This is a genomic window from Mycobacterium sp. NBC_00419, from assembly GCF_036023875.1.
Taxonomy (GTDB): Bacteria; Actinomycetota; Actinomycetes; order Mycobacteriales; family Mycobacteriaceae; genus Mycobacterium.
This window is the reverse complement of the sequence record NZ_CP107931.1, coordinates 4,943,191-4,968,110: the sequence shown is the minus strand read 5'-3', so window position 1 is coordinate 4,968,110 and position 24,920 is coordinate 4,943,191. Positions and strand designations below refer to the sequence as shown.

The 24,920-nt window shown below is 68.5% G+C and carries 26 protein-coding genes; 10 read left to right on the top strand and 16 right to left on the bottom strand.

Annotated elements, in window-relative coordinates; all coding sequences use genetic code 11:
* Positions 1 to 3 precede the first annotated feature (3 nt).
* Complete coding sequence (locus tag OG976_RS23745; RefSeq protein ID WP_328354512.1) at positions 4 to 2,286, top strand: molybdopterin guanine dinucleotide-containing S/N-oxide reductase; 2,283 nt, start codon at positions 4 to 6, stop codon at positions 2,284 to 2,286.
* A gap of 1 nt (position 2,287) precedes the next feature.
* Here the strand turns inward: OG976_RS23745 and hflX are convergent, their stop codons facing one another.
* The 5 genes from hflX to OG976_RS23720 form a co-directional block, all read right to left on the bottom strand.
* Positions 2,288 to 3,691 (bottom strand): GTPase HflX, encoded by a 1,404-nt coding sequence (gene hflX, locus OG976_RS23740; RefSeq protein ID WP_328354510.1) that lies wholly within the window; start codon positions 3,689 to 3,691, stop codon positions 2,288 to 2,290.
* A gap of 63 nt (positions 3,692 to 3,754) precedes the next feature.
* Complete coding sequence (dapF, locus tag OG976_RS23735; RefSeq protein ID WP_328363948.1) at positions 3,755 to 4,660, bottom strand: diaminopimelate epimerase; 906 nt, start codon at positions 4,658 to 4,660, stop codon at positions 3,755 to 3,757.
* A 7-nt stretch (positions 4,661 to 4,667) separates the two neighbouring features.
* Positions 4,668 to 5,594, bottom strand: a complete 927-nt coding sequence (gene miaA / locus OG976_RS23730) for a tRNA (adenosine(37)-N6)-dimethylallyltransferase MiaA (RefSeq protein ID WP_328363946.1) — start codon at positions 5,592 to 5,594, stop codon at positions 4,668 to 4,670.
* Complete coding sequence (locus tag OG976_RS23725) at positions 5,594 to 6,286, bottom strand: hypothetical protein (protein ID WP_328354508.1); 693 nt, start codon at positions 6,284 to 6,286, stop codon at positions 5,594 to 5,596. Before OG976_RS23725 ends, miaA begins: the two co-directional genes overlap by 1 nt.
* Before the next feature lie 10 nt (positions 6,287 to 6,296).
* Positions 6,297 to 7,190 (bottom strand): DMT family transporter, encoded by an 894-nt coding sequence (locus tag OG976_RS23720; protein ID WP_328354506.1) that lies wholly within the window; start codon positions 7,188 to 7,190, stop codon positions 6,297 to 6,299.
* Positions 7,191 to 7,410: 220 nt separating this feature from the next.
* Between OG976_RS23720 and OG976_RS23715 the strand changes: the two genes are divergently transcribed.
* Positions 7,411 to 8,736 carry a DUF349 domain-containing protein gene (locus OG976_RS23715; protein ID WP_328354504.1) on the top strand — a complete coding sequence of 442 codons (1,326 nt, stop codon included), beginning with the start codon at positions 7,411 to 7,413 and terminating at the stop codon, positions 8,734 to 8,736.
* On the opposite strand, the gene OG976_RS23710 is transcribed toward OG976_RS23715, so the two are convergent.
* Positions 8,733 to 9,332 (bottom strand): Rv2732c family membrane protein, encoded by a 600-nt coding sequence (locus OG976_RS23710; protein ID WP_442930378.1) that lies wholly within the window; start codon positions 9,330 to 9,332, stop codon positions 8,733 to 8,735. The two genes, OG976_RS23715 and OG976_RS23710, sit on opposite strands and share 4 nt — an antisense overlap.
* Complete coding sequence (gene miaB, locus OG976_RS23705; protein ID WP_442930377.1) at positions 9,329 to 10,897, bottom strand: tRNA (N6-isopentenyl adenosine(37)-C2)-methylthiotransferase MiaB; 1,569 nt, start codon at positions 10,895 to 10,897, stop codon at positions 9,329 to 9,331. The genes OG976_RS23710 and miaB overlap by 4 nt, the downstream gene beginning before the upstream one ends.
* A gap of 111 nt (positions 10,898 to 11,008) precedes the next feature.
* Here miaB and OG976_RS23700 point away from each other — a divergent pair, with 111 nt between their 5' ends.
* From OG976_RS23700 to OG976_RS23680, 5 genes are read left to right on the top strand one after another with little or no spacing between them, the layout of a single operon-like run.
* Positions 11,009 to 11,737: an amino acid ABC transporter ATP-binding protein gene (locus OG976_RS23700; RefSeq protein ID WP_328363944.1), complete on the top strand. Its 729-nt coding sequence runs from the start codon at positions 11,009 to 11,011 to the stop codon at positions 11,735 to 11,737.
* Between the two features lie 19 nt (positions 11,738 to 11,756).
* Positions 11,757 to 12,572, top strand: coding sequence for a glutamate ABC transporter substrate-binding protein (locus OG976_RS23695; protein WP_328354496.1), 816 nt, complete (start codon positions 11,757 to 11,759; stop codon positions 12,570 to 12,572).
* Between the two features lie 13 nt (positions 12,573 to 12,585).
* Positions 12,586 to 13,266, top strand: a complete 681-nt coding sequence (locus tag OG976_RS23690; RefSeq protein WP_328354494.1) for an amino acid ABC transporter permease — start codon at positions 12,586 to 12,588, stop codon at positions 13,264 to 13,266.
* Positions 13,263 to 14,126 (top strand): amino acid ABC transporter permease, encoded by an 864-nt coding sequence (locus OG976_RS23685; RefSeq protein WP_328354491.1) that lies wholly within the window; start codon positions 13,263 to 13,265, stop codon positions 14,124 to 14,126. Before OG976_RS23690 ends, OG976_RS23685 begins: the two co-directional genes overlap by 4 nt.
* A gap of 49 nt (positions 14,127 to 14,175) precedes the next feature.
* Positions 14,176 to 16,206 carry a 4-alpha-glucanotransferase gene (locus OG976_RS23680; RefSeq protein WP_328354488.1) on the top strand — a complete coding sequence of 677 codons (2,031 nt, stop codon included), beginning with the start codon at positions 14,176 to 14,178 and terminating at the stop codon, positions 16,204 to 16,206.
* A gap of 40 nt (positions 16,207 to 16,246) precedes the next feature.
* Here OG976_RS23680 and OG976_RS23675 read toward each other — a convergent pair whose 3' ends face one another.
* Entirely contained in the window at positions 16,247 to 17,524 is a 1,278-nt protein-coding gene (locus tag OG976_RS23675; protein ID WP_328354486.1) for an alpha/beta fold hydrolase, read from the bottom strand.
* 60 nt (positions 17,525 to 17,584) lie between these two features.
* Positions 17,585 to 18,409 carry an LLM class F420-dependent oxidoreductase gene (locus tag OG976_RS23670; protein ID WP_328354483.1) on the bottom strand — a complete coding sequence of 275 codons (825 nt, stop codon included), beginning with the start codon at positions 18,407 to 18,409 and terminating at the stop codon, positions 17,585 to 17,587.
* Between the two features lie 95 nt (positions 18,410 to 18,504).
* On the opposite strand from OG976_RS23670, the gene OG976_RS23665 reads away from it, so the two are divergent.
* Positions 18,505 to 18,936 carry a DUF4189 domain-containing protein gene (locus OG976_RS23665; RefSeq protein ID WP_328354480.1) on the top strand — a complete coding sequence of 144 codons (432 nt, stop codon included), beginning with the start codon at positions 18,505 to 18,507 and terminating at the stop codon, positions 18,934 to 18,936.
* Between the two features lie 50 nt (positions 18,937 to 18,986).
* Positions 18,987 to 19,217 carry a hypothetical protein gene (locus OG976_RS23660; RefSeq protein ID WP_328354478.1) on the top strand — a complete coding sequence of 77 codons (231 nt, stop codon included), beginning with the start codon at positions 18,987 to 18,989 and terminating at the stop codon, positions 19,215 to 19,217.
* 23 nt (positions 19,218 to 19,240) lie between these two features.
* Here the strand turns inward: OG976_RS23660 and recX are convergent, their stop codons facing one another.
* The 4 genes from recX to OG976_RS23640 all read right to left on the bottom strand — a co-directional run bounded on the left by recX (position 19,241) and on the right by OG976_RS23640 (position 22,318).
* A complete protein-coding gene (gene recX, locus OG976_RS23655) occupies positions 19,241 to 19,759 on the bottom strand; it encodes a recombination regulator RecX (RefSeq protein ID WP_328363942.1) in 519 nt (172 codons plus the stop codon).
* A complete protein-coding gene (gene recA / locus OG976_RS23650; RefSeq protein WP_328354475.1) occupies positions 19,728 to 20,780 on the bottom strand; it encodes a recombinase RecA in 1,053 nt (350 codons plus the stop codon). The genes recX and recA overlap by 32 nt, the downstream gene beginning before the upstream one ends.
* 167 nt (positions 20,781 to 20,947) lie before the next feature.
* Positions 20,948 to 21,142 (bottom strand): DUF3046 domain-containing protein, encoded by a 195-nt coding sequence (locus tag OG976_RS23645; protein ID WP_328354472.1) that lies wholly within the window; start codon positions 21,140 to 21,142, stop codon positions 20,948 to 20,950.
* A gap of 9 nt (positions 21,143 to 21,151) precedes the next feature.
* The gene (locus OG976_RS23640; RefSeq protein ID WP_328354470.1) at positions 21,152 to 22,318 is read right to left on the bottom strand and encodes a glycosyltransferase; all 1,167 of its coding nucleotides are present in this window, start codon (positions 22,316 to 22,318) and stop codon (positions 21,152 to 21,154) included.
* A gap of 41 nt (positions 22,319 to 22,359) precedes the next feature.
* Here OG976_RS23640 and OG976_RS23635 point away from each other — a divergent pair, with 41 nt between their 5' ends.
* The gene (locus tag OG976_RS23635) at positions 22,360 to 22,803 is read left to right on the top strand and encodes a limonene-1,2-epoxide hydrolase family protein (protein ID WP_328354467.1); all 444 of its coding nucleotides are present in this window, start codon (positions 22,360 to 22,362) and stop codon (positions 22,801 to 22,803) included.
* Here the strand turns inward: OG976_RS23635 and pspM are convergent.
* The 3 genes from pspM to clgR form a co-directional block, all read right to left on the bottom strand.
* Positions 22,800 to 23,630, bottom strand: coding sequence for a phage shock envelope stress response protein PspM (gene pspM / locus OG976_RS23630; RefSeq protein WP_328354464.1), 831 nt, complete (start codon positions 23,628 to 23,630; stop codon positions 22,800 to 22,802). The two genes, OG976_RS23635 and pspM, sit on opposite strands and share 4 nt — an antisense overlap.
* Positions 23,631 to 23,645: 15 nt before the next feature.
* Positions 23,646 to 24,458: a phage shock protein PspA gene (gene pspA, locus OG976_RS23625; protein ID WP_328354462.1), complete on the bottom strand. Its 813-nt coding sequence runs from the start codon at positions 24,456 to 24,458 to the stop codon at positions 23,646 to 23,648.
* Between the two features lie 106 nt (positions 24,459 to 24,564).
* Positions 24,565 to 24,897, bottom strand: coding sequence for a transcriptional regulator ClgR (gene clgR, locus OG976_RS23620; RefSeq protein WP_328363940.1), 333 nt, complete (start codon positions 24,895 to 24,897; stop codon positions 24,565 to 24,567).
* Between the last annotated feature and the right edge of the window lie 23 nt (positions 24,898 to 24,920).

The window sequence follows — 24,920 nt, the reverse complement described above, 5'->3', positions numbered from 1 at the left end:
GCCATGGGCCGAGCCCCCACGAGTCTTACGCACTGGGGTGCGTTCAGCGCCAGTGTCGCCGATGGCGAGATCACCTCGGTGTCGGCCATTCCCGGGGACAGCGACCCTTCTCCCCTACTGGGCAACATTCCCGGGTCTGTGCGCCACCCGTCGCGCATCACCACACCGGCGGTGCGGCGCGGATGGCTGCGCGACGGACCCGGCCCCACGGCGGCACGCGGCGCCGACGAGTTCGTCGCCGTCGGCTGGGACGAACTGACCGAGCTGCTGGCTGCCGAGTTGCGCCGTGTCGTGGACACCTACGGCAACGAGGCGATCTACGGCGGGTCCTACGGCTGGGCCAGCGCGGGCCGGTTTCACCACGCGCAGAGCCAGGTACACCGGTTCCTGAAAATGCTTGGCGGCTACACCTTCTCCCGGCACTCCTACAGTCTGGGCGCCACCGGGGTGATCATGCCGCGGGTGGTGGGCACCCACGACGACCTGTTCAAGCGCTCGACGCAGTGGACCGTGATCGCCGAGCACACCGAGCTTCTGGTGTGCTTCGGCGGGGTCAACCTGAAGAACACCGGGATCAATCACGGTGGCACCACCGATCATCCGGCGCGCGCCGCACTGAACCGGTTCCGGGACAAGGGCGGCGCCATCGTCTCGATCAGCCCACTGCGTTCCGATGTCGACGGCGACTGTCAGTGGCTGCCGGCCACGCCCGGCACCGACGTCGCGATCATGCTGGCGCTGGCCCATGTGCTGGCCACTGAAGGCCTGGCCGACCGCGACTTCCTCGACACTTACTGCACCGGCTACGACCGCTTCGAGCGATACCTGCTGGGCACCGACGACGGCGTACCCAAATCACCGCAGTGGGCCGCACCGATCTGCGGCCTGGATGCCGAAACCCTGACGGCACTGGCCCGCCGGATGGCCAGGCAGCGCACCATCGTCACCGTCAGCTGGTCACTGCAGCGCCTGCGCCACGGCGAGCAGGCCCCGTGGATGGGTGTGACACTGGCGGCGATGCTCGGCCAGATCGGGCTTGCCGGAGGCGGATTCGGGCACGGCTATGGATCGATGAACGAGCCGGGGCTGCCGCCGCTACGCTTCCGATTGCCCTCGCTGCCGCAGGGCCACAACCCGGTGCAGACGTTCATCCCTGTCGCGGCGATCAGCGACATGCTGCTGCACCCCGGTGAGACCTTCACTTACAACGGGCTGACCCTGACCTACCCCGACATCAAGTGCGTGTACTGGGCCGGCGGCAATCCCTTTCACCACCACCAGAACCTGCCGCGGCTGCGCCGCGCGCTGGGCCGGGTGGACACCGTGGTGGTGCACGACCCGTACTGGACGCCGATGGCCCGCCACGCCGACATCGTGGTTCCCTCCACGACCGCCTTCGAGCGCGACGACTTCTCCGGTTCGCGCAACGACCCGCTGCTGGTGGCCATGCCGGCGCTCACCGCGCCGTACGCCGACGCCCGCGACGACTACACCACCTTCGCCGAACTGGCGCAGCGCCTGGGATTCGGTGAGCGGTTCACCGAAGGCCGCACCGCGCGCCAATGGCTGGCGCAAATGTACGAAATCTGGTCAGCGGAAATCGATTTCGCGGTTCCCGACTTCGACCAGTTCTGGGCCGACGGGTTCGTGCGGCTACCTGTCGAGGACGGCCTGACGCTGCTCGCCGACTTCCGCTCCGACCCGCAACGCCACCGGCTGGCGACCCCGAGCGGGCGCATCGAGATCTTCTCGGAGAAGATCGAGGGCTTCGGCTATCCGGACTGCGCGGGGCACCCACGCTGGTACGAGCCCACCGAGTGGCTCGGCGGTGAGCGCGCGCGTCGCTATCCGCTGCATCTGATCGCCAATCAGCCTGCCAGCAGGCTGCACGGCCAGCTCGACGCCGGCGCCACCAGCGCGGCCACGAAAATACAAGGGCGCGAGCCGATCCGGATGCATCCCGCGGACGCCTCCGAGCGCGACCTCGCCGACGGCGACGTGGTGCGGGTGTTCAACGACCGCGGCGCCTGCCTGGCGGGCGTGGTCGTCGACGAGGGCTTGCACCCTCAGGTGGTGCAGTTGTCGACCGGCGCCTGGTACGACCCGCTGGACCCGGCCGACCCGGATTCGATGTGCGTGCACGGGAATCCGAATGTGCTGACCGATGACATCGGAACGTCGTCACTGGCCCGTGGCTGCACCGGGGCAGCGGTGCTCGTCGACGTGGAGAAGTTCACCGGGGTGCTGCCGCCGGTTCGGGCGCATCAACCACCGGTGATCCGGTGACCTAGGTCGCGTACTGCCGAAGCCCGGCGGCCAGCGCCGCCGGCACCCGGGCCTTCAGGCGTGTGCCGGACTCGGTGTGTTCGGTCGCGTCGACGTGGCCGTCGTTATGCAGGCGTGCAACCAGATCACCGCGGTCGTAGGGAATCGTCACGTCGACGGTGATCTCGCGCGGCTCGACCAGTTCACCGAGCCGGGTGCGCAACCGATCGACACCCTCACCGGTGTGCGCGGAGACGAACATCGCACCCGGTAGCGCACGGCGAAGCTGGGCCAGGGTCAGATCCGCGGCGGCATCGATCTTGTTGACTACCAACAGTTCCGGTGCCGGAGCGGCGTGATGGTCGTTCTGGACTTCGCGGACAACCTGGCGGACCGCTTCGATCTGGGCCATCGGGTTGCTGTCGGAGCCGTCGACGACATGCACCAGCAGGTCGGCGTCAACGACCTCCTCCAGGGTGGAGCGGAACGCCTCGACGAGCTGGGTGGGCAGGTGGCGCACGAAGCCGACGGTGTCGGTCACGGTGAACTGCCGGCCGTCGTCGAATTCACCACGGCGCGTGGTGGGTTCGAGGGTGGCGAACAGCGCGTTCTGCACCAGGACACCGGCGCCGGTCAGCGCGTTGAGCAGGCTGGACTTGCCGGCGTTGGTGTAGCCGACGATGGCGATCGACGGCACGTCGCTGTGCAGCCGCCTGCTGCGCTGGGTGTCGCGGATCTGCTTCATGTCCTTGATCTCACGGCGCAGCTTCGACATTCGCTCGCGAATACGACGCCGGTCGGTTTCGATCTTCGTCTCACCGGGTCCGCGGGTGCCCACACCGCCGCCACTGCCGCCCGCGCCACCGCCCTGCCGTGACATCGACTCACCCCAGCCGCGCAGACGCGGCAGCATGTACTCCATCTGGGCGAAGGCAACCTGCGCCTTGCCCTCCCGGCTGGTCGCGTGCTGGGCGAAGATGTCCAGGATCAGTGCGGTGCGGTCGATGACCTTGACCTTGACGACCTTTTCCAGCGCGTTGAGCTGTGCGGGGCTCAGCTCACCGTCGCAGATGACGGTGTCGGCACCAGTGGCGATGACGACCTGGCGCAGCTCTTGGGCCTTGCCCGAGCCGATGTAGGTGGACGGGTCCGGCTTGGAGCGGCGCTGAATCATTCCTTCGAGCACCTCCGAGCCGGCCGTCTCGGCCAGTGCCGCCAGTTCGGCCAGGCTCGCGTCGGCGTCGGCGGCGCTGCCGTCGGTCCAGACCCCGACCAGCACGACCCGTTCGAGTCGCAGCTGCCGGTATTCGACCTCGGAAACGTCGGTGAGTTCGGTGGACAGCCCGGCAACGCGCCGCAGTGCGGCGCGGTCCTCGAGTGCGAGTTCGCCGAGACTCGGCTCGGCAGAGGGATCAGATGTGGTCATAACTGGTACCGATCGTGTCACGCCCACACAACGTCGCGCACCTCAATAACGTGCCCAGCGCGCTCAGAGCTGCGCCGCCCACCACGCGTCGGCCACTTCACCGTGGGCCACCAGCACCGACGGGCCGCGCAGGAAGCTGGTGGTGTCGGTGACTTCCACGCTGACCTCGCCGCCGGGAACCCGAACCCGCAGCACACCGGTCGGCGCACCCAGGTGGTCCAGCGCCGCGACTGCGGCGGCGACCGTGCCGGTGCCACAGGAGCGGGTCTCGCCGACCCCGCGCTCGTGCACCCGCATCGACACCGCGCCGTCGGCCGGCGGGCCGGAGCGCAGCGACTCGGGAATGAGGGTGGGCGGTGTCAGCACCTCGATGTTGACGCCCTCGGGGAATTGACCGTGGTCGAACTGCACGGGCGCGGCGACGTCCAGGGCGGCCAGCTCGGCCTCGGTGAGATCCGGGTCCAGGCAGGCCAGATGGGGGTTGCCGACGTCGACTCCGACACCGGTGAAGGTCCGGCCGCCGACGGTCGCGGTTCCGACACCGAGCCGGTTGACCTTGCCCATCTCGACGGTGACCTCGGCGTCAACGGCATCGGCGCGGTGCACGACCACCGGACGCGGACCGGCCAGCGATCCGACGACGAACTCGTCGCGCGCCTCGAACCCGCCGGCCCGCAGGTAGTGAGCGAACACCCGCACTCCGTTGCCGCACATCTGGGCGAACGAGCCGTCGGCATTGCGGTAGTCCATGTACCAATCGCCGGCCTCGACACCGTCGGGCAGCCGATCGAGCACGCCGGCGGCCACCACGGCCCCGGCGGTGGTGACCCGCAGCACGCCGTCGGCGCCCAGACCGCGGCGCCGGTCGCACAGCGCGGCGACCACGGCAGGTGCCAGGTCCAGGCGTGCGTCGAGGTCGGGCAGCAGCACGAAGTCGTTCTGCGTACCGTGCCCCTTGGCGAATGTCACCACGCGTTCAGGATACGTCGCGCCACTGGGCGATCACCTCGTCGGCGAGCCCGGGCGCCGACCCGTCGAGCCAGCGGATCCGGTGGTCGCGACGAAACCACGACCGCTGACGACGCACGTAGCGGCGGGTTCCGATGAAGGTCAGCTCACGGGCTTGCGCGATGTGTTCGGCGGCACCTCCGGCGTCCAGCGCGGCGATCACCTGCGCATAGCCCAGGGCCCTGGCCGCGGTGACGCCGTCGCGGAGCCCATGCTCCAGCAGCGAGCTGACCTCCTCGACCAGACCGGCGTCGAACATCGCGTCGGTGCGCTGCGCCAGCCGCTCATCGAGAACCGCAGTGTCCCAATCCAATCCGACGATCATCGTGTTCCAGCGCGCCGCACCGATCCGCGGCGCGGAGGCGGCAAACGGCTGGCCGGTCAGTTCGACGACTTCCAACGCCCGCACGATCCGGCGCCCGTCGGTGGCCAGGATCGCCGCCGCGGCCGCCGGGTCACGCTCAGCGAGTTCGGTGTGTAGCGCGGCCACCCCGACCTGGGCAAGCCGTTGCTCCCAGCGCGCCCGCACCTGCGGGTCGGTGGCCGGGAACGCCCAGTCGTCGAGCAGCGACTGGATGTACATCATCGAGCCGCCGACGATCACCGGCACCGCGCCGCGGTTCACGATGGCCTCGACATCGGCGACCGCAGCCTGCTGGTAGCGCGCGACGGTCGCGGTCTGGGTGACGTCGAGGACGTCGAGTTGGTGATGCGGGACGCCGTGGCGTTCGGCGACGCTGAGCTTGGCGGTGCCGATGTCCATCCCGCGGTACTGCTGCATCGCGTCGGCGTTGACGATCTCGACGCGGATCTGCCCGGCGAGCCGTTCGGCGACCTGCAACGCCAGCTGCGACTTTCCGGTGCCGGTCGGACCGATGACGGCGATCGGTCTGATCACTCGGTCATGGTCCAGACGCCAGCGAAGTACCCCACGCCATACGGCGCGCCGCGCACCAGTTCACGGGCCGAGCGTGGCCCGGGCCCGGCCAACCCGGCCAGGACCTGATAGGCCACCCGTCCGACGATGCTGTCGGGTAACTCCGCGAGCGCAAGGGTGTCACCGGTGGCCAGGGCGTCGTCGAGGGCAGCCTGGACCGGCTCGGCGTCCGGGTCGTAGCCGCCGGGGGCCGGCGGCGTGAGTGTGTTGGCGCCGTCGGCGACCACCAGCACCCCGACCGGACCCTCGACGGCGTCGAGTTCAGCGCGCAGCGACCGGCCCGCCGTGAGCGCGGCCGCGACGTCCAGGTCGGCGGCGTAGACGCGCACGTCGGCGCGGGCGGCGGGATTGACCTGCCCACGCAACCAGCCGGCGAACAGCGCGCACAGCGGCAGTGCACTGACCGTGTGCGGCGCATCCGGTGACAGCGCGACCGGGACGTCGACGCCGTACCCGGCGAATGTGCCGGAGGTGTCCGGCTCGATGACCGCGCCGACCGGGGCGACGCCGATCACGAACCACCGGTCGGGCAGTTCGGCGGCCGCGGCCAGAGCGGCGTCACGGAAGGCGGTGACCTCCGCGGCAGCCGCGCCGGCAAGCTGGGGAACCAGAACCGGCGCGGACGGGGTCACTGCGATGGCCGTCAACACGCCACACACGCTAGCGTCCCGCGTCTGCGCCAGGTGCCGCCGCGGGCTGTCCCGAGACGACCTCGCCGCGGGCCAGCGCCACTGTGGCCGCCACCATCACCACCACGGCGGCGATCAGGACCAGCCAGCCGGCCTCGCCGGGCCGCAACGTCTCGCCCAGGACGAAGACACCCAGGATCGAACCCACCATCGGCTCACTGACCGTCACCGCGGGCAGTGAAGCTGCCAGCGACCCGGCCCGGAAGGCCGACTGTTGCAGGGCAGTTGCCGCGACGGCCACCACCGCCCACGGATACAGCTCGGGAGTTTTCAGCACCGCCCAGATCCCGTCGGCCAACCGGTCCACGACACCCTTGGTGAGCACCGCGAACAGGCCCCACAGTGAGCCGGAGACCACGCCCAGCAGCGCCGCAGCGGCCGACCTCCCGGCCAGCACCCGCGCACCCACCAGGCATAGCGCCAGCACCGGGCCCAGCGTGGCGATCACCCACGCCCACAGCTCCCAGCCCGCCCGCGACTGGCCCTCGGTGGGGTTGCCGACGGTCACGATGACGGCCACGGCACCGGCCAGCAGCACCGCCCAGATCCACTGCCAGCGGGTCACGGCGCGACCGGCGTAGCGGGCGCTGATCGGCAGCGCGAATAGCAGCGAGGTCACCATCAGGGCCTGAACCAGCAGCACCGAGCCGAACCCGAGCGCGGCGGCCTGGAACACGAAGCCGCCCCCGGCGACCAGGCTGCCCAGCCACCACTTCCAGTCCTTGAGCAGATGCAGGAACAGCGCGACGTGGCCGACGGGCTCGTCGGTGACGGTCTGGGCCGAGCGCTGCTGGATGACGTCGCCTATCGCGATGCACAACGCCGCGCACAGGGCGAAAATGGTGGCGATTTCTGCCTTGCCCATGGTCTCTCCCCGGTCGTCGGAGAAGCCAGACTGCCCGGCCGCAGCGCCGGCGTGCAAGCGGGACCGGCGAACCCGGGGGCAAGTCAGGGACCGACCTGGTTCAATACCTTCGAGGAAGGCTGGCCTGAAAGTGGCCGGCCTTTCGTCCAGGCAGCATTGGCGCCGCGTCGCGCGGCAGGTGCGCGGGAACTACCGCGCGGAGGGTAGGTAACGCGAGCTCATGACGATCGACGAACCCCACGGCGGCGAAACTCCCAAGCCGGTTCCCCGACCGGGTCCTGCCCGGCCGGTGCCCCGCCCGCACCCGCCGGCCACCGCCGTAGTCGCACCGCCGACCAGTGACCCGCACCGGTTCGGCCGCGTTGACGACGACGGAACCGTCTGGCTGATCACCTCCGCCGGTGAACGGACCATCGGGTCCTGGCAGGCCGGCGACACCGAGGCCGCCTACGCCCATTTCGGGCGGCGTTTCGAGGACCTGGCCACCGAGGTCACCCTGATGGAGACTCGGCTGGCCTCCGGGACCGGCGACGCCCGCAAGATCAAGGCCGCCGCTGCCGCCCTGGCCGAAACACTGCCTACCGCAAGCGTTCTCGGTGACATCGACGCACTGGCCGATCGGCTGGGCGCGATCCGCGACCACGCTGAGGAGACCGCCGCGGCCGACCGGGCGCGGCGCGACGAGCACCGCGCCGCGCAAGCCGCCCGCAAAGAGGCCCTGGCCGCCGAGGCCGAGGAACTGGCCAACAACTCCACCCAGTGGAAGGCGGCAGGCGATCGGATGCGCGCGATCCTCGACGAGTGGCGCACCATCACCGGTCTGGACCGCAAGACCGACGACGCCCTGTGGAAGCGGTACTCGGCGGCCCGCGAGACGTTCAACCGGCGGCGGGGTTCGCACTTCGCCGAACTCGACCGTGAACGCGCCGGAGCCAAGCAGGCCAAGGAGAAGCTGTGTGAGCGGGCTGAGGAGCTGTCGGATTCCACCGACTGGGCCGCCACCGCGGCGGCGTTCCGCGACCTGCTGACGCAGTGGAAGGCGGCGGGCCGAGCGGCCAAGGACGTCGATGACACCCTGTGGCACCGGTTCAAGTCCGCACAGGACACCTTCTTCTCCGCGCGCAACGCCATCAGCGCCGAACGAGACGCCGAGTTCACGGCCAACGCCACCGCCAAGGAGGCGCTGCTGGCCGAGGCGGAAAAGCTCGACGTCTCCAACGTGGAGGCGGCGCGCTCCGCGCTGCGCACGATCACCGACAAATGGGACGCCATCGGCAAGGTGCCCCGGGAGCGACAGGCCGACCTGGAGCGACGGCTGCGCGCGGTGGAGAAGAAGTTCCGCGATGCCGCGGACTCGGGATGGACCGACCCGCAGGCTCAGGCCCGCGCCGAGCAGTTCCGGGCCCGCGTCGAGCAGTTCGAGAAGCAGGCCGAGAAGGCCGAGGCGGCCGGGCGCACCAAGGAGGCCGCCGAGGCCAGGGCCAGCGCCGAGCAGTGGCGGCAATGGGCTGAAGCCGCGGTCGAGGCGTTGGGCAAGAAGCGCTAAGACGCGCCGGTTTCGGTGGGCGGCGGCGGTTGATCCCCGCGTTCGCGGCGGTCGACGTCGTCGAGCAGTGACCGGGACTGGCGTTCGGCGGCTTCGCGGCGGCGCTGGTCCTCGGCGGCGAGCTGGACCGCGGTGCGGGTCCACACCACCCGGGCCCAGTGAAACGCCAACAGGATCACGGTGATCCACCCGAGGACCAGACCGATACCCGGGCCGGGGTGACCATGGGTGGCAGTCTGGCGCGACCACACCGCAAGCATCCCGAGGGCACTGGCCAGACCGCAGCCGATCAGGGCGAACCAGGCCAATACCCACCGTCGGGTGAGCAGCGCCAGCATGGAGAAGCCGACGCCGAAAACCAGTGCGAGCCAGGTGAATATCCGCGACGGCAGGGCGATGCCGACACTGATGGCCTTGTCGTTGCCGACCAGGACGTCGAGCCCGCGGGCGCCACCGGTGTGCGGCAGGATCAGCGACACCAACAGGACGAACACCAGGATCGCCACGACCAGGGCGCGGGCTCCGGGCTGGATCTCGCCGGCTACCTTGCGCTCGGCGGCCTCGATCTCGTCGCGGTAGGACTCGAAGTCGTTCATTGCCCACATCCCGTCGGTTCGCCCGCGGCCGGTCTGCCCACCGAGGGCAGGCCCAACCCGGTGGTGCGCGGTCGCTGGCCCGCGGCATGTGCGTCCCCGGCGCGGGTGCGCCGGTAGCTGAGCAGCGGCGCGTCGGCGATCAGGTGGTGCGGAGCCGCGCCGGTGACGGTGGTGGTGAGGATGTCTCCCGGGCGTACCTGCGTGTCCCCTGGGCTGAAGTGCACCAGCCGGCCGTCGCGGGCCCGGCCGCTCATTCGTGCGGTGCTGGCGTCCTTGCGGCCCTCGCCGGTGGCCACCAGGAGCTCCACCTCCGCACCGATCTGGGCGGCGTTCTCCTCGAAGGAGATCTGCTCCTGCAGTTCGATCAGCCGCTCATACCGTTCTTGCACAACGGCTTTGGGCAACTGTCCGTCGAGTTCGGCGGCCGGGGTACCGGGCCGCTTGGAGTACTGGAAGGTGAATGCCGCCGCGAAGCGGGCGGCGCGCACCACCTCGAGGGTGGCGGCGAAGTCGTCCTCGGTCTCGCCGGGGAAGCCGACGATGATGTCGGTGGTGATCGCGGCGTGCGGCATGGCCGCCCGGACGCGCTCGATGATGCCCAGGTACTTCTCGGCGCGATACGAGCGGCGCATCGCCCGCAGAACCCGGTCCGAGCCGGACTGCAGCGGCATGTGCAGCGCGGGGCAGACGTTGGGGGTCTGTGCCATCGCCTCGATGACGTCGTCGGTGAACTCGGCCGGGTGCGGCGAGGTGAAGCGGACCCGCTCGAGCCCGTCGATGTCACCGCAGCTGCGCAGCAGCGCGGCAAACGCGCCGCGGTCGCGGGGGGTGTCCGACAGTGCCATCGGCGACTCGCGCAAGCGCTCGCCGGCGGCGAACGACACCCCGTAGGCGTTGACGTTCTGGCCGAGCAGGGTCACCTCGAGCACGCCCTGGTCGACCAGCGAGCGCACCTCGGCCAGGATATCGGTGGGGCGACGGTCCACCTCCTTGCCGCGCAGCGCGGGCACGATGCAGAAGGTGCAGGTGTTGTTGCAGCCGACCGAGATGGAAACCCAAGCTGCATAAGCTGATTCGCGGGCAGCGGGCAATGTCGAGGGGAATTCCCGCAGCGACTCGGCGATCTCGACCTGGGCTTCGCGGTTGTGCCGGGCCCGATCGAGCAGCGCCGGCAGCGACCCGATGTTGTGGGTGCCGAACACCACGTCGACCCACGGGGCCTTCTTGAGCAGGCCCTCACGGTCCTTCTGGGCCAGGCAGCCACCAACGGCGATCTGCATGTCCGGGTCGGCCTGCTTGCGCGGTGCCAGGTGGCTGATGTTGCCGTAGAGCTTGTTGTCGGCGTTCTCCCGCACCGCGCAGGTGTTGAACACCACGACGTCGGCGTCTTCGCCCTCGGCGGCGCGGCGATAGCCGGCGGCCTCCAGCAGACCGGCCAACCGTTCGGAGTCGTGGACGTTCATCTGGCAGCCGTAGGTGCGCACCTGGTAGCTGCGTCCGGCCGACGAGCGGGCAGGATCGCCCGCTGCAGAGCCCTGGGTCAGCACCGATGTCACGAACCTCATCGTACGGAGCAGGTGGTGGCGTGGAGAAATCGCTTGAATCCGCCAACGGCGGGCAAACTGAGGGTTACCTGGGTATGGTCTGAATGTATGGGACGCAACGGCGAGCAGCCGATGATCTCGATCAAGGGCGTCAACAAGCATTTCGGTGACCTGCACGTACTCAAAGACATCAACCTCGAGGTCGACCGCGGCCAGGTCATCGTGGTGCTGGGGCCGTCGGGATCCGGTAAATCCACGTTGTGCCGCACCATCAATCGCCTCGAAACCATCGACACCGGCACCATCGCCATCGACGGTGAGGAACTTCCCGCCGAGGGACGCAAGCTGGCCGCGCTGCGCTCCGACGTCGGCATGGTTTTTCAGTCCTTCAACCTGTTCGCCCACAAGACGATCGTGGACAACGTCAGCCTGGCACCGCTGAAGGTCCGCAAAGTCGGCAAGGACAAGGCGCGCGAGAGTGCGATGGCCCTGCTGGAACGTGTCGGCGTGGCCAATCAGGCCGACAAATACCCGGCTCAGCTCTCCGGCGGTCAGCAGCAGCGGGTGGCGATTGCCCGCTCGCTGGCGATGAACCCGAAGGTGATCCTGTTCGACGAACCCACCAGTGCCCTGGACCCCGAGATGGTCAACGAGGTGCTGGAGGTGATGACCTCGCTGGCCGCCGACGGTATGACGATGGTGGTGGTCACCCACGAGATGGGCTTCGCCAGGCGGGCCGCCAACCGGGTGGTGTTCATGGCCGACGGCGCCATCGTCGAGGACGCCGTGCCCGATGAGTTCTTCGATAGTCCGCGCTCGGAACGGGCGAAAGATTTTCTCGGCAAGATCCTCAACCACTAAGGCGAAAGGAACACCCGATATGCGTTCCACCTCATGGCGTCTCATCGGTGCGGCCGTACTGGCCGTCGCGCTACCGTTTGCCGCGACCGCATGCGGCGGTGGCGGCGGCGGTGACGACAAGATCGTCATCGGCACGAAGTTCGACCAGCCGGGGCTGGGTCAGAAGAACCCCGACGGCACGCTGAGCGGCTTCGACGTCGACGTCGCCAAGTACGTCGCCAAGGAACTCGGCTACCCCGAGGACAAGATCGAGTGGAAGGAATCGCCGTCCGCGCAGCGCGAGACCCTGATCCAGAACGACCAGGTGAAGTTCATCGTCGCGACGTACTCGATCACCGACTCCCGCAAGGAGAAGGTCAGCTTCGCCGGGCCGTATCTACTCACCGGGCAGAGTCTGCTGGTCAAGGCCGACAACAGTGACATCACCGGTCCCGAGTCCCTGCAGAACGGCAAGAAGCTGTGCTCGGTCAGCGGGTCGACGCCGGCCCAGCGGATCAAGGACAAGTACCCGGGCGTGCAGCTGCAGCAGTACGACACCTACTCCGCCTGCGTGGAGGCCCTCAAGAACGGCGCGATCGACGCCGTGACCACCGACGAGGTGATCCTGGCCGGCTACGCCGCGCAGACGCCGGGGGCGTTCAAGATCGTCGGCAAGCCGTTCTCCGAGGAGCGCTACGGCATCGGGCTGAAGAAGGGTGACACCGCGTTGTGCACCAAGATCACCGACGCGCTCAAGAAGATGGAAGCCGACGGCGCCTGGAAGGCGGCGTTCGACAAGAACCTCGGCCCGGCCGGCATCGCCACGCCGGCGCCGCCCGTGCCGGACGCCTGCTGAGACTAGCGACAGCGTGGAGGTCTTCAGCGAGTATCGCCCCCAGATCTTCGAGGCGTTCTGGACCACCATCCAGCTGACGGTGTTCTCGGCGGTCGGCGCGCTGATCCTCGGTACGGTGCTGGCCGCGATGCGGCTGGCTCCGGTGCCGATGCTCAACTGGCTGGGTACGTCCTACGTCAACGTGGTTCGCAATACGCCGCTGACGCTGATCATCCTGTTCTGTTCCTTCGGTCTGGCGCAGACCCTGGGCATCACACTGGTCGACCCGAAGTCGCTGACCTCGATCGAGGACAGCAACTTTCGGCTGGCGGTGCTCGGGCTGACGGTCTACACCGCCTCGTTCGTCTGTGAGACGGTGCGCTCCGGGGTCAACACTGTGCCGCTGGGCCAGGCCGAAGCCGCCCGATCGCTGGGCTTCACGTTCGGGCAGAACCTGCGAATAATCCTGCTGCCACAGGCATTTCGTTCAGTGCTGATTCCGCTGGGCTCAGTGCTGATCGCGTTGACGAAGAACACCACGATCGCGTCGGCGATCGGAGTGGCCGAGGCGGCGCTGCTCATGAAGGAGATGATCGAGAACACCGCGGCGCTGCTGACGGTGGGCTCGATCTTCGCGTTGGGCTTCGTCGTCCTGACGTTGCCGACGGGGCTGTTGTTCGGCTGGCTCGGCAAGCGCCTGGCAGTGTCCAGATGAGCACAGCCTCAATTCTTTTCGACGCACCGGGACCCCGCGCGCGGATCCGCAACCGGATCATCTCGGGCGTCACGATCCTGATCGTCGCACTCGTGGCGTGGGTGGTGATCGCCAGGCTGGCCAGCAGGGGGCAGCTGACCGCGGCCAAGTGGGAGCCGTTCCTGACGGCCAACCTCTGGAAAACCTATGTGCTGCCGGGCATCGAGGGCACGCTCATCGCGGCGGGGCTGTCGATCGTGCTGGCGGTCGTCCTCGGTTTCGCACTCGGCGTGGGCAGGATGTCGCGCATCGGCGCGGTCAGCTGGGCATGTGCGGTCATCGTGGAGTTCTTCCGCGCCGTTCCGGTGCTGATCATGATGATCTTCGCGTACTTCCTGTTCGCTCTCTACGACACCTTCCCGTCCAAGCACCTGGCCCTGGCCGGTGTGGTGACCGGCTTGACCCTCTACAACGGGGCAGTCATCGCCGAGATCGTCCGTTCCGGTGTCGCTTCGCTTCCCCGCGGCCAGGGCGAGGCGGCCGCGTCGCTGGGCCTGACGTGGGGTCAGACCATGCGCTCGATCCTGTTGCCGCAGGCGGTCACCGCGATGCTGCCGGTGCTGGTTTCCCAGCTGGTGGTGGTGCTCAAGGACACCGCGATCGGCTACCAGATCACCTACGTCGAGATGGTGCGCCAGGGCACGGTAGTCGGATCGTCGTACGGCAATTACGTGCCCGCACTGATCGTCATCGCCGTGCTGATGATCAGCGCGAACTTCGCACTGTCGGCGGCTGCGACCCGGCTCGAACGGCGGCTGCGCCGCTCCAAGCGCGGGCCCGCGCCGATGCATGCGCAAGCCGAACTGGAGCCTGGCGACTGACGGTGGCGCCCGGGCGTGTGAAGGATGACGCCCGGGGTATAGGAACAGGATGCTTCCGCGCCCGAAACCGGTGCCCGAGGATCTGCGCCGGCTGGCCGCCGCACACGGGGTCGCCACGTCCTACCGCAACGAACGACGCGAGACGGTGCAGGTCGACGCCGATGTGGTGACCCGGGTGCTGGGCCTGCTCGACGTCGATGCCGGTACCGAAGCCGCCCGGCGCGTTGAGCTGGATACGCTGGCGCAGCATGCCGATGCGGGTGCGCTGGCACCGACCATCGCGGTGCGGGCGGACGGGCAGGCGCGGTCGCTACCGGGGGCAGCGCTGTTGGTCGACGAGGACGGCGAGCAGACCGAGGTGCGCGACGAGTTTCCCGCCGGGATGGCGACCGGGTGGTATCACCTGCACACCCGTGACGGGCAGCAGTCCACCGTGGTCGTGGCTCCCCCGCAGGTGCCGGTGGCCCCGGCGACCTGGGGATGGATGCTGCAGCTCTATGCGATGCGGTCGGCGAAGTCGTGGGGTATCGGCGACTGGGGCGACCTTCGTGAATTCATCGACTGGACCGCCGCCGAACACGGTGCGGGCGCTGTTCTGCTGAATCCACTGCACGCGCCCGGCCCGACCCATCCGGTGCAGCCCTCCCCCTACACCCCGTCGAGCCGCCGATTCGCCAACCCGCTGGCGTTGCGCATCGAAGACCTCGACGTCTACCGGCATGCCACCCCGGATAGTCGCGCGGAAGTCGACGCGCTACGGGTGTCGGCGACAACCCCCCGGATCGACCACGATCTGGTGTGGTCGGCCAAACGCGCTGCGTTGGAGATCCTTTGGCGTGACGAGGGCCGGCCGGACCCGCTGGATGACTCACCGGGTGGCGCGGGACTGGCCGATTGGGCCACCTACTGTGCACTCGCCGAACGTCACGGCGGGCGCTGGTCGCGCTGGCCGGTGCCGCTGCGCGACGCAGCGGGCGCGGCCGTGGCGGCGGCCCGGCGAGAGTTGGCTCCCCGGATCGCCTTTCACGCCTGGGTGCAGTCCCAGTGCGCCGAACAGCTCAGGGCGGTGCGGGACACCGCGCGAGACACCGGGATGGCGCTCGGGGTGCTGCACGACCTGCCCGTCGGAGTCGATGCCGACGGGGCCGATGCGTGGGCGCTGTCCGACGTGTTGGCCACCGGGGTGAGTGTCGGTGCGCCGCCGGACAACTTCACCCCGCCCGGCCAGGACTGGGGACTGCCGCCGTGGCGACCGGACCGGCTGGCCGCCACCGGCTACGGCGCGCTGCGGGAGATGTTGCGTGCCATCCTTTCCCACGCCGACGGTGTGCGGATCGACCACGTGGCCGGGCTGTGGCGGCTGTGGTGGATCCCGCCGGGCGATACCCCGGACCGGGGTACCTACGTGCACTACGACGCCGAGGTGATGCTCGCGGTGCTGGCGCTGGAGGCGCAGCGCGCCGGTGCGGTCGTCGTCGGTGAGGATCTGGGCACGGTGGAGCCGGAGGTGACCGAGGCGCTGGCGGCCAACGGGATGCTGGGGTCGGCGGTCTCCTGGTTTGTGCGCGACGAGTCCGACCCGGAGCAACCGTTGTTGCCGTCGGCGAAGTGGCCCGCGCGCGCCGCGGCGAGTCTGTCCACCCACGACCTGCCCACCGCGTCGGGATTCCTCAAGGGCGAACATGTGCGCGCGCGGGCAGAGCTGGGACTGCTCGACGACGTCGCGGCCGAGCAGCGATCAGCCGCGAGTCAGCGTGCGGAGTGGGTCGCGCTGTTGTGTTCCGAGGGGCTGCTGGCCTCAGCCGAGTCCGACGACGCCGCGATCGTGGTCGCGATGCATCGCTTCCTGGCGTCGACTCCAAGCCGGGTGAAGTTCGTCTCACCCTACGACGTGATCGGTGAAGCACGCCAGCCCAACCTGCCCGGCACCATCGACGAGTACCCGAACTGGCGGCTGCCGTTGCCGCAGACCTTCGAGCAGCTGCGCGCCGACCGCAGGGTCGCCGAGATCACGGCGGTATTTCGGGCTCACGCGCACACCGGTGAGACCGGCGAGGGTCGGCCCATCCCAGGGTTCTGACAGTCGGCCAATTCGGTTGGCTGCCATCCCCGCTGCATGTTCAGTGGCCCGGCGGACTGGTCCACGGATCCGCAGGCGAGCGCCATGGTGGCGACTCCAGGGGCTGGCCGGTGATGAACTCCGTGATCAGACGGGTGAACAGCGCCGGCTGATCGTCGGCAATTCCATGTCCTGCATTGCCGACGGGAACGAGCACTGCTCCAGGGATGGCGTCGACGTAGCGTCGCGTGACCGGCCAGCGGACGAAATCACATTGTGCCGCCATGATGAGTGCTGGGACATGCACCTGCGCTAGAGCGGGCCGGGGGTCAGCGGCGGTGCCGAAATCCGCGACGAGCATCTGATTGCTGTAGAAGCCCTGCAGGTTACGGTGAGCCGGGGCCCGGGGCAGGCCAGAACACGCGGTCGCGCTGCGCCCGGTCAGGGCCACTGCCCGCATCCAGCTGTCAGCTTCTCGGTCCGGTACGAAGGCGTGGGCCGCGTTGGGGCTGACTCCAAGCAGAAGACTTTGCAGCAGAGTTCGGGTTCGTCCCGTGAGTTTTTCGTACTCGCGCCGGTCCGCAGCGTCGCGTGTCGGCCACGGTTCGCCGACGTCCTCGTCGAGCCCACCCCAGATCGTGCCGGGCGTGACGAAGACCGCCCGCTCGACGCGATCGGGGTGACGCGCCACGTACTGGGCGAGCAACGAGCCGCCCCAGGACCGTCCTATCAAGATCATCTTCGTGGCGCCGATCGCGCGTCGCACCTGATCGAGGTTGTCCACAGCCTGCTCGACGGTGTAGTGGGTGACGTCACGCAATCGGGAGGAACGGCCCGCTCCGAGTTGGTCGTAGGAGTAGACGTCGTAGCCGTGTGCAGCCAGTTCCACACTGCCCATTGGCAACCCCTCACCGGGCGTCCCCGGGCCACCGTGCAGGAAAACGACAGGTGCATGCCTGCCGGACGTGGGGGCCGCCGACAGGTGGTAGTAAGCAAGCCGGCCGTCGGGAATCGACCAGTATTGGACTCCCGGCGGATCGGGCTCGACCGGCATCGACGGGAATCTGTCGAAGATGGTGCACTGAGCGGTGATCGCCGCGATCATCGCCAGGCCGAGGCAGAGACAAAGGGTCGATCGCCACGTGCCATTGAGCCGGAGGATCTTGCCAACCGCGAGGATGGTCACCAGGCCGCCCGCAACAAGTGCGAGGAAGCCTGCGCCGACGAAAACCCAAGGCGCCGTGACGAGACGGGCGGCGAGCAGCAGAACGACAAGTCCGAGCACGAATGCCACGATCACGCCGGCTACGACCACCGCGACTGCGATAACCACCCGCATCGCAGAACGCCCCGATTGAGCGCTAACCGCCACGTCGACGTCCTCTGGATTCCGCTGCCGCTAACGCAGCTGTGCGCACCGCTTCAGCAGCTCGACCGACGGCGGCTGGTAGAACGACAGCACGGCGTGCTGGCAGCCGAGTTCCTCGTAGTGCGAAAGTAAGTCGAGTTGGCTGTCGACCTGCTCGGGTTCACGCGGATGCAGGAACAGCTGAACCGAGCGACGGACCTCGGCGGGGTCGCGGCCGACCTCGGCGCACGCTTCGGACAGCCGGCCGCTGGCCTCGCCCCACTCCTGCGGGCCCTGATGACTGGGCATGTTCCACTCGTCGGCGTGCCGGGCGATGACGCGCAACATCTTGGGCTGTGACCCGCCGATGATGATCGGTGGATGCGGACGCTGAAGTGGTTTGGGTTCGCAGATCGCGTCGGCGAGGGTGTAGAAGCGGCCCTCGAAGGTGACCGACTCCTCGGTCCACAGCCGGCGGATGACCGTCAGCGCTTCATCGAGCATCGCGACACGCGTTCCGGGACTGGGAAAATCGATGCCGTAGCCGCGGTGCTCGGCCTCATGCCAGCCCGCACCGATGCCGAAATCCAGCCTGCCGCCGCTGATGTGGTCGACGGTGACTGCCATCTTGGCCAGGATCGCCGGGTTGCGGTACGTCACACCGGTCACCATGCAGCCGATTCGGGCGTGGCGTGTCACCACCGCCATCGCGGCCAGCGTCGTCCACCCCTCATGCGTCGGTTTGGTGTTCTCGACCAGACCGTAGAAGTGGTCGTAGTTCCACACCGCCTCGAAGCCGAGTTCGTCGGCGCTCCGCCAGAACTGTTCGAGTTCGGGGTAGTCGAAGGTGGGTGCGAGCTTGACCGAGATCCGCATTCACGAAAGCCTACGGGTGCGGTCCGAATTCGCGATAGGCACCCAGACTCGCGGCTACAGTGACAGTTCATCCGCTGGACGAAGACAGGACCCGAATGGCCCTCAATCGCAAGACATCTACGATCTTCGCCATCGGCGCCGTCGTGGCCACGCTATCGGTCGGTACGGCGTGGGCTGGCGGCCCGGACGGCGCCGTCGAGCAGGTCGGCGACATCTCGCAGGCCGTCGGCTCAGGTGTACTCAACGGTGCGCTGACCGGCTTTTCGGCCAGTGGGCCCACCAACGAGTCAGCGTCAGCGGCGGTGATCGCAGCCTGCCAGCAGTCCGGTGCCCAGGAGTGCAGCCGCGACGAGGTCACCAACGACAGCCTGTGCGTGGTCTCCGTCGGTTCGGACGACACCGGAGTGGTGTCCGGTGGCGCCGGGCCTACCGTGGAGGCCGCGCGTGACGACGCCTTCGCGCACGCTGCGCAGGCAAATGCCAGCTTCGACCCGGGTGCCCGGATTCTCGTATCGGCCTGCCCATGACGAGATCGGCTGCGACCCCAGAACCGATGCCCCGCGAGAGGAATTTCCGCATGACCGTACGAGGGAAGAGCCCGCTGCTGATGGCGGCGATCGTTATCGCGTCGCTGGTTTCGGCGCCCGTCGCCGATGCCCGGCAGACCTGTCACGATGCGGGCAGTCACGTCAGGTGCGAGACCAGTGGCAGCGTGTCGATCAAGGCGGTGCCCCAGACCCGCGCCCCGCACGTCGGAGAGATCACGCCCACCCGGGACAACCGTCGCGGCCTGGTCCTGAGCTGGTGAGGCGATTCGCCCTGCCGGCGTGATCAGACCCGGCGGCGCTCCCGCTCTGCGGCCAGCCCGTCCCTGACCACCGCAACCGCCATGTTCTGGCTGTAGCCGCGCCGGGCCAGCATGCCGACGAGTCGTCGGATCACCTTGGTGTCGTCGGTGTCGGAGAGAGCCTCCCGGCGCAGCTTGCGCTCCACCAACTCCTCGGCCAGCCGCCGCTCGGTGTCGGCGTCGATATCCGCGAGCGCGGTGGCGATGACATCGTCATCGACACCCTTGGTACGCAGCTCAGAAGCTAAGGCGCGCTTACCTTTTCCGGATCGCACCCGCCTGGACCGCACCCACTGCTCGGCGAAGTCGGCGTCATCGATCAGCCCGACAGCGGCCAACCGGTCGAGCACCGACTCGGAGACATCCTCGGGATAGCCTCGCTTGGTCAGCTGGCCGGCCAGCTCGGAACGCGTCCGCGACCGCACAGTGAGCAGACGCAGGCACAACGCGTGCGCCTGCTCACCGCGCTTGTCAGAAGTCGACTGGGGCGGGCAGAACGTCATCGACGGCGGCGCCATCGGTGATCACCGCACCGATACCGAGCTTTTCTTTGATCTTCTTCTCGATCTCGTTGCCCACGTTGGGGTTCTCGATGAGGAAGTTGCGGGCGTTCTCCTTGCCCTGGCCCAACTGCTCACCCTCGTAGGTGAACCACGACCCGGACTTGCGGATGAAGCCCTGATCGACGCCCATGTCGATGAGCGAACCCTCACGGCTGATGCCCTTGCCGTAGAGGATGTCGAACTCGGCCTGCTTGAACGGCGGGGACACCTTGTTCTTGACCACTTTGCAGCGGGTGCGGTTGCCCACCGCGTCGGTGCCGTCCTTGAGCGTCTCGATGCGGCGCACGTCCAGACGCACGGAGGCGTAGAACTTCAATGCCTTACCACCCGTTGTGGTTTCGGGCGAGCCGAACATCACGCCGATCTTCTCGCGCAGCTGGTTGATGAAGATCGCGGTGGTGCCCGAGTTGCTCAGGGCGCCGGTGATCTTGCGCAGCGCCTGGCTCATCAACCGGGCCTGCAGGCCGACGTGGCTGTCCCCCATCTCGCCCTCGATCTCGGCGCGGGGCACCAGAGCGGCCACCGAGTCGATGACGATGATGTCGATGGCGCCCGAGCGGATCAGCATGTCGGCGATCTCGAGCGCCTGCTCACCGGTGTCGGGCTGGCTGACCAGCAGCGAGTCGGTGTCCACGCCGAGGTTGGCGGCGTACTCGGGATCCAGGGCGTGCTCGGCGTCGATGAACGCCGCGATGCCGCCGGCCGCCTGGGCGTTGGCCACCGCGTGCAGTGCGACGGTGGTCTTACCCGAGGATTCCGGGCCGTAGATCTCGATGATGCGGCCGCGAGGCAGGCCGCCGATGCCCAGCGCCACATCCAGGGCGATGGAGCCGGTCGGGATGACTGAGATCGGCTGACGGACCTCGTCACCGAGGCGCATCACCGAGCCTTTGCCGTGATTCTTCTCGATCTGCGCGAGCGCGAGTTCAAGGGCTTTCTCGCGATCAGGGGCTTGCGCCATGGGGGGCTCCGTTCTCTCCGGTGTTCGGTTGACCGGTGTTGGTCAGTTGGCCGTGACGCTAGGACAAGGCACCGACAAAACTGGGACGGTCGAACTCCGATCACAATAACGAACATGTGTTCGAGGGCAAGTGAGGCACGCCGCGTGTCGCGATGAACAGGTCGGCGTCACCACTGGTCGCGGGGCACGTCGAAATCGGCGCACAGCGCCCGCCAGATCTCGCGGGGCTCCACACCGGCCTCGAGAGCCTGCTCGGCGGTCCGCCCGCCCAGTTTGGTCAGCACGTGGTCCACCACCAGGGAGGAGCCGCGAACCGAGCCGAACTGCGCCTCGACGAGTTCGTTGAATTCCGTCAGCCGCACGCCATCAACTTACCCAGCCACCGATTCGTGGCACACCCGTACCGGATCGGCGACCCCTGTGATGCTCTCCCCCGCCCGCCTGGCCGCGTCCCGATAGCGCGACGAGGACAGCACCTCGCCAAGCTCGGCGACCAGCGATTCGGCGGTCAGTGGCCGGATCAGCCGGGCACTGCCTTGGCGCACAACACGATTGGCCAGCTCCCACTGATCGCCACCGCCGGGCACAACCACCATCGGAACTTCGGCCATCAATGTCTTGGACAGCATGCCGTGGCCTCCCCCGCAGACCACCACATCGGCGTGGCTGAGCAGCTCGTCCTGGCGGCCCAGGCCCACGCTCGCCCACGGCGGCACCTCAACGTCCCCGCCGGCCAGCCTCGAGATCACCACCCGCGACCCGGCGGGCAGCGTCTGCCCGGGGATCAGGTGCCCCAGCGCCAGCTCGGCCAGCCCTTCGGCACCGGTGGTGGCCGTCGAGGGGGCCACGACGATCACCGGCCCGGCACCGGGCGGGATCGGCAGCACGGCCGAGGTGGGTTCGACATGCAGTGGACCGACGACGACGGCGTTGGCCGGCCAGTCCGGTCGCGGCACCTCCAGTGCCGGCAAGGTGGCGATCAGGCGACGCAGCGGACCCGGATCACCGGCCGGTAGCCCGATCGCGACCCGGGCGGCGCCACGCTGGCGCTCGCCGTCACGCAACGACCTGGCCGTCAGCGCGCGCATGATCGTGTCGCGCACCCGCCCACGCAGGCCGGTGCCGGGAGCCAGGCCGCTGCCGATGGGCGGAAGCCCCCGCGACGGCAGGTAGAGCGGATGCGGGCTGAGCTCGACCCAGGGGATGCCCATGAGCTCGGCGGCCATCCCCCCGCACGCGGTGATCGCATCGGAGACCACCAGATCGGGCCGGTGCTGCTGCAACACCGGCACGTTGAGGACGGCCATCCGGGCGGCCCGGTGGTGAATCTTGGCACCGGCGTCGTTGTCGTCGTCGCCTTCGACGGGATCCAGACCGGCGAGCTCGACCGCCTCCACTCCGGCGGCCCGGGCAACCTCGAGGCGCTCGGTTCCGGTGAGCAGAACGGCCTGGTCACCGGCGGCGGCGAACCGCAGACACAGCGCGATCGCGGGAAACGCGTGGCCCGGATCGGGGCCTGCCACCACCGCCACTCGCATCGGCCTACCCTGCCACAGCCGGCACGCCTACCCTGGCCTACATGACCGAGCAGACCGCGAACGTGAGCACCGACGTCGACAACGCCCATACCGTCGAGGTCTTCCTGGCCGCCCTCGAGGACAAGGATCTCGACACCGCGGGCGCCCAACTCGACGCCAACCTGGTCTACGAGAACGTCGGCTTCCCCACCATCCACGGCCGCGCCCGCGCCATCAAGCTGTTCCGGGGCATGCAGCGTCCGTTCCTGGGCTTCGAGGTCAAGATCCACCGGATCGCTGTCAACGGCGCGTCAGTGCTCACCGAGCGCACCGACGTGCTGGTTGTGGGGCCGGTGCGGCTGCAGTTCTGGGTGTGCGGCGTGTTCGAGGTCCACAACGGCCGGATCACGCTGTGGCGGGACTACTTCGACATGTTCGACTTCACCAAGGCATTCGCCCGCGGCATCCTCGGGGCGGTCGTGCCGTCCCTGCGCCCGCGCCTCTAGGCCCGGCGCAGCTGGCCGAGTTCGTCGAAGGCCTGCGACCAGCCGAGCAGCCGATCGGTGGCGCCCGACAGCTCGGTGCGGTAGCGCTGCGCCGACATCGGCGAACTCGACAGTGAACCGGAGTTCGCCGCGGAGACCAGTTGAGCTGCAGCGGTCACCATCTCGTTGTACTGCCGCACCCCGGTATTGAGCTGGGCGGTGAACGCGTTGATGGTCGGCGCCAGATACTGCCGTGAATTCGGCGTCTCGAGCGCGGCACGTTCCATCGACACCACCTCGGCCGCGGTGGCGGCCATGGTCGCCGCACTGTGGTTGGCCGCTGCGGTCAGCTCACGAATCTCCTCCGGCGGCAACATGTTTCCGCGTTGCAGAACACCGAGCAGGGAATGCAGGCCGCGCTCCGAGGCGCCCAGCGCCGACATCGAGGGCCGCGCCGCCGAGCCGTGCGGCGGCATCCGGCGGCCGCTGAGCGCACGTTGCGGCGGCAACGGCTCACCGCGCAGGAACCGGTAGCGCAACAGGAACAGGGTGGCCGGCACCGCGGCGCCCGCAGCGATCACCCCGGTGATCAGCAGCGCCCACACCGGGGTGTTCCACGTCGCCAGCAAGCCGGTGACGAAGATCCACAGTGCCGTGGCGAAGGAGAAGAAGACACCGAAGCGCAACGCCCACCGCCGCTTGCGCAGCAACCGGGCACGGGGATCAGCGGCGGCGCTGAGTTTCTGCGCTGCCACGTCGGCGTACTCGCTGGCGGTGTCGATCCCCCGCTGCAGCGTGGAATGCCACTGCCGCGAGAAAAAGCCCGGCTTGTCGGGTGTGACCGCCATCGAGAAGTTCGCCTCCTACTGTCCGAGGGGTTTTTCGGGTTCGGGGGTGCTGGCCGGGGTGGCCGGTGCGGCGGAGACCCCGGACGCGCCCGCAGTCGGCAAAGCGTCGCCGCGCATGGACGCCCGGATCTGCTCGAGCCGGGAATGGCCGGCCATCTGCACGCTGGCCTGCTGGACTTCCAGCATCCGGCCCTGCACGGAGTTCTGGGCCAGTTCGGCCTCGCCCATCGCGTTGGCGTAGCGACGTTCGATCTTGTCGCGCACCTCGTCGAGGCTGGGGGTGTTGCCGGGGGCGGCGATCTCGCTCATCGACCGCAGCGAGGCACTGACCTGCTCCTGCATCTTGGCCTGCTCGAGCTGGCTGAGCAGCTTGGTGCGCTCGGCGATCTTGGTCTGCAGCATCATCGCGTTCTGCTCGACGGCCTTCTTGGCCTGGGCAGCTGCCTGCAGCGCCTGGTCGTGCAGGGTCTTGAGGTCCTCGACGCTCTGCTCGGCGGTGACCAGCTGCGCCGCGAACGCCTCGGCGGCGTTGGTGTACTCGGTGGCCTTGGCGGCGTCACCGGCGGCGACGGCCTGGTCGGCCAGGGTCAGGGCCTGGCGGACGTTGACCTGAAGCTTCTCGATGTCGGCGAGCTGGCGGTTGAGCCGCATCTCGAGCTGACGCTGGTTGCCGATCACCTGGGCGGCCTGCTGGGTCAGCGCCTGGTGGGTGCGTTGCGCCTCCTCGATGGCCTGCTGGATCTGCACCTTGGGATCGGCATACTCGTCAACCTTGGAGTTGAAGAGCGCCATCAGGTACTTCCATGCCTTGACGAACGGATTGGCCATCAGTAGCTCCGCCTTCGTAGTGAGTGCCGCATTCGGTGATCGTTGCCCAATTTATCGGTTCGCGATGTCCGACCACACCCTTACGGCATGTCGGCAGGTCAACAGGTCAGGCAACAGCCATTGCAACGGTGTGCGGAATGACCACCTTGGTCGCCATGTCGACGACGGGCTCGTTCGGCACGGCGGTCAGCGTGGCGATCCGCTCGCGGACGGCCATCTTCTGTCCGGCGTCGGTCAAGACCTGCGACAGCGGGACATCGAGCGCGGTGCAGATGGCACCCAGCAGCTCGCTGGAGGCCTCTTTGCGACCACGCTCAACCTCGGAGAGATAGCCGAGGCTGACTCGCGCTGTATCGGAGACCTCACGAAGAGTGCGTCCCTGCGAGGTCCGGGCATCGCGAAGCACGTCACCGACGACCTCGCGCAGCAATACCGCCATCAGGCTGTCCTCCTCCATCAGTA

Coding starts and splice junctions, on each gene's coding strand:
- OG976_RS23665 (WP_328354480.1), top strand. CDS start 18,505: ATGGCCCTCAATCGCAAGACATCTACGATCTTCGCCATCGGCGCCGTC.
- OG976_RS23695 (WP_328354496.1), top strand. CDS start 11,757: ATGCGTTCCACCTCATGGCGTCTCATCGGTGCGGCCGTACTGGCCGTC.
- miaB (WP_442930377.1), bottom strand. CDS start 10,897: ATGAGGTTCGTGACATCGGTGCTGACCCAGGGCTCTGCAGCGGGCGAT.
- pspA (WP_328354462.1), bottom strand. CDS start 24,458: ATGGCCAATCCGTTCGTCAAGGCATGGAAGTACCTGATGGCGCTCTTC.
- pspM (WP_328354464.1), bottom strand. CDS start 23,630: ATGGCGGTCACACCCGACAAGCCGGGCTTTTTCTCGCGGCAGTGGCAT.
- OG976_RS23700 (WP_328363944.1), top strand. CDS start 11,009: ATGATCTCGATCAAGGGCGTCAACAAGCATTTCGGTGACCTGCACGTA.
- clgR (WP_328363940.1), bottom strand. CDS start 24,897: ATGGCGGTATTGCTGCGCGAGGTCGTCGGTGACGTGCTTCGCGATGCC.
- recX (WP_328363942.1), bottom strand. CDS start 19,759: ATGACGTTCTGCCCGCCCCAGTCGACTTCTGACAAGCGCGGTGAGCAG.
- OG976_RS23680 (WP_328354488.1), top strand. CDS start 14,176: ATGCTTCCGCGCCCGAAACCGGTGCCCGAGGATCTGCGCCGGCTGGCC.
- OG976_RS23745 (WP_328354512.1), top strand. CDS start 4: ATGGGCCGAGCCCCCACGAGTCTTACGCACTGGGGTGCGTTCAGCGCC.
- OG976_RS23715 (WP_328354504.1), top strand. CDS start 7,411: ATGACGATCGACGAACCCCACGGCGGCGAAACTCCCAAGCCGGTTCCC.
- OG976_RS23675 (WP_328354486.1), bottom strand. CDS start 17,524: ATGCGGGTGGTTATCGCAGTCGCGGTGGTCGTAGCCGGCGTGATCGTG.
- OG976_RS23640 (WP_328354470.1), bottom strand. CDS start 22,318: ATGCGAGTGGCGGTGGTGGCAGGCCCCGATCCGGGCCACGCGTTTCCC.
- OG976_RS23685 (WP_328354491.1), top strand. CDS start 13,263: ATGAGCACAGCCTCAATTCTTTTCGACGCACCGGGACCCCGCGCGCGG.
- OG976_RS23720 (WP_328354506.1), bottom strand. CDS start 7,190: ATGGGCAAGGCAGAAATCGCCACCATTTTCGCCCTGTGCGCGGCGTTG.
- hflX (WP_328354510.1), bottom strand. CDS start 3,691: ATGACCACATCTGATCCCTCTGCCGAGCCGAGTCTCGGCGAACTCGCA.
- recA (WP_328354475.1), bottom strand. CDS start 20,780: ATGGCGCAAGCCCCTGATCGCGAGAAAGCCCTTGAACTCGCGCTCGCG.
- OG976_RS23635 (WP_328354467.1), top strand. CDS start 22,360: ATGACCGAGCAGACCGCGAACGTGAGCACCGACGTCGACAACGCCCAT.
- OG976_RS23660 (WP_328354478.1), top strand. CDS start 18,987: ATGACCGTACGAGGGAAGAGCCCGCTGCTGATGGCGGCGATCGTTATC.
- OG976_RS23710 (WP_442930378.1), bottom strand. CDS start 9,332: ATGAACGACTTCGAGTCCTACCGCGACGAGATCGAGGCCGCCGAGCGC.
- OG976_RS23670 (WP_328354483.1), bottom strand. CDS start 18,409: ATGCGGATCTCGGTCAAGCTCGCACCCACCTTCGACTACCCCGAACTC.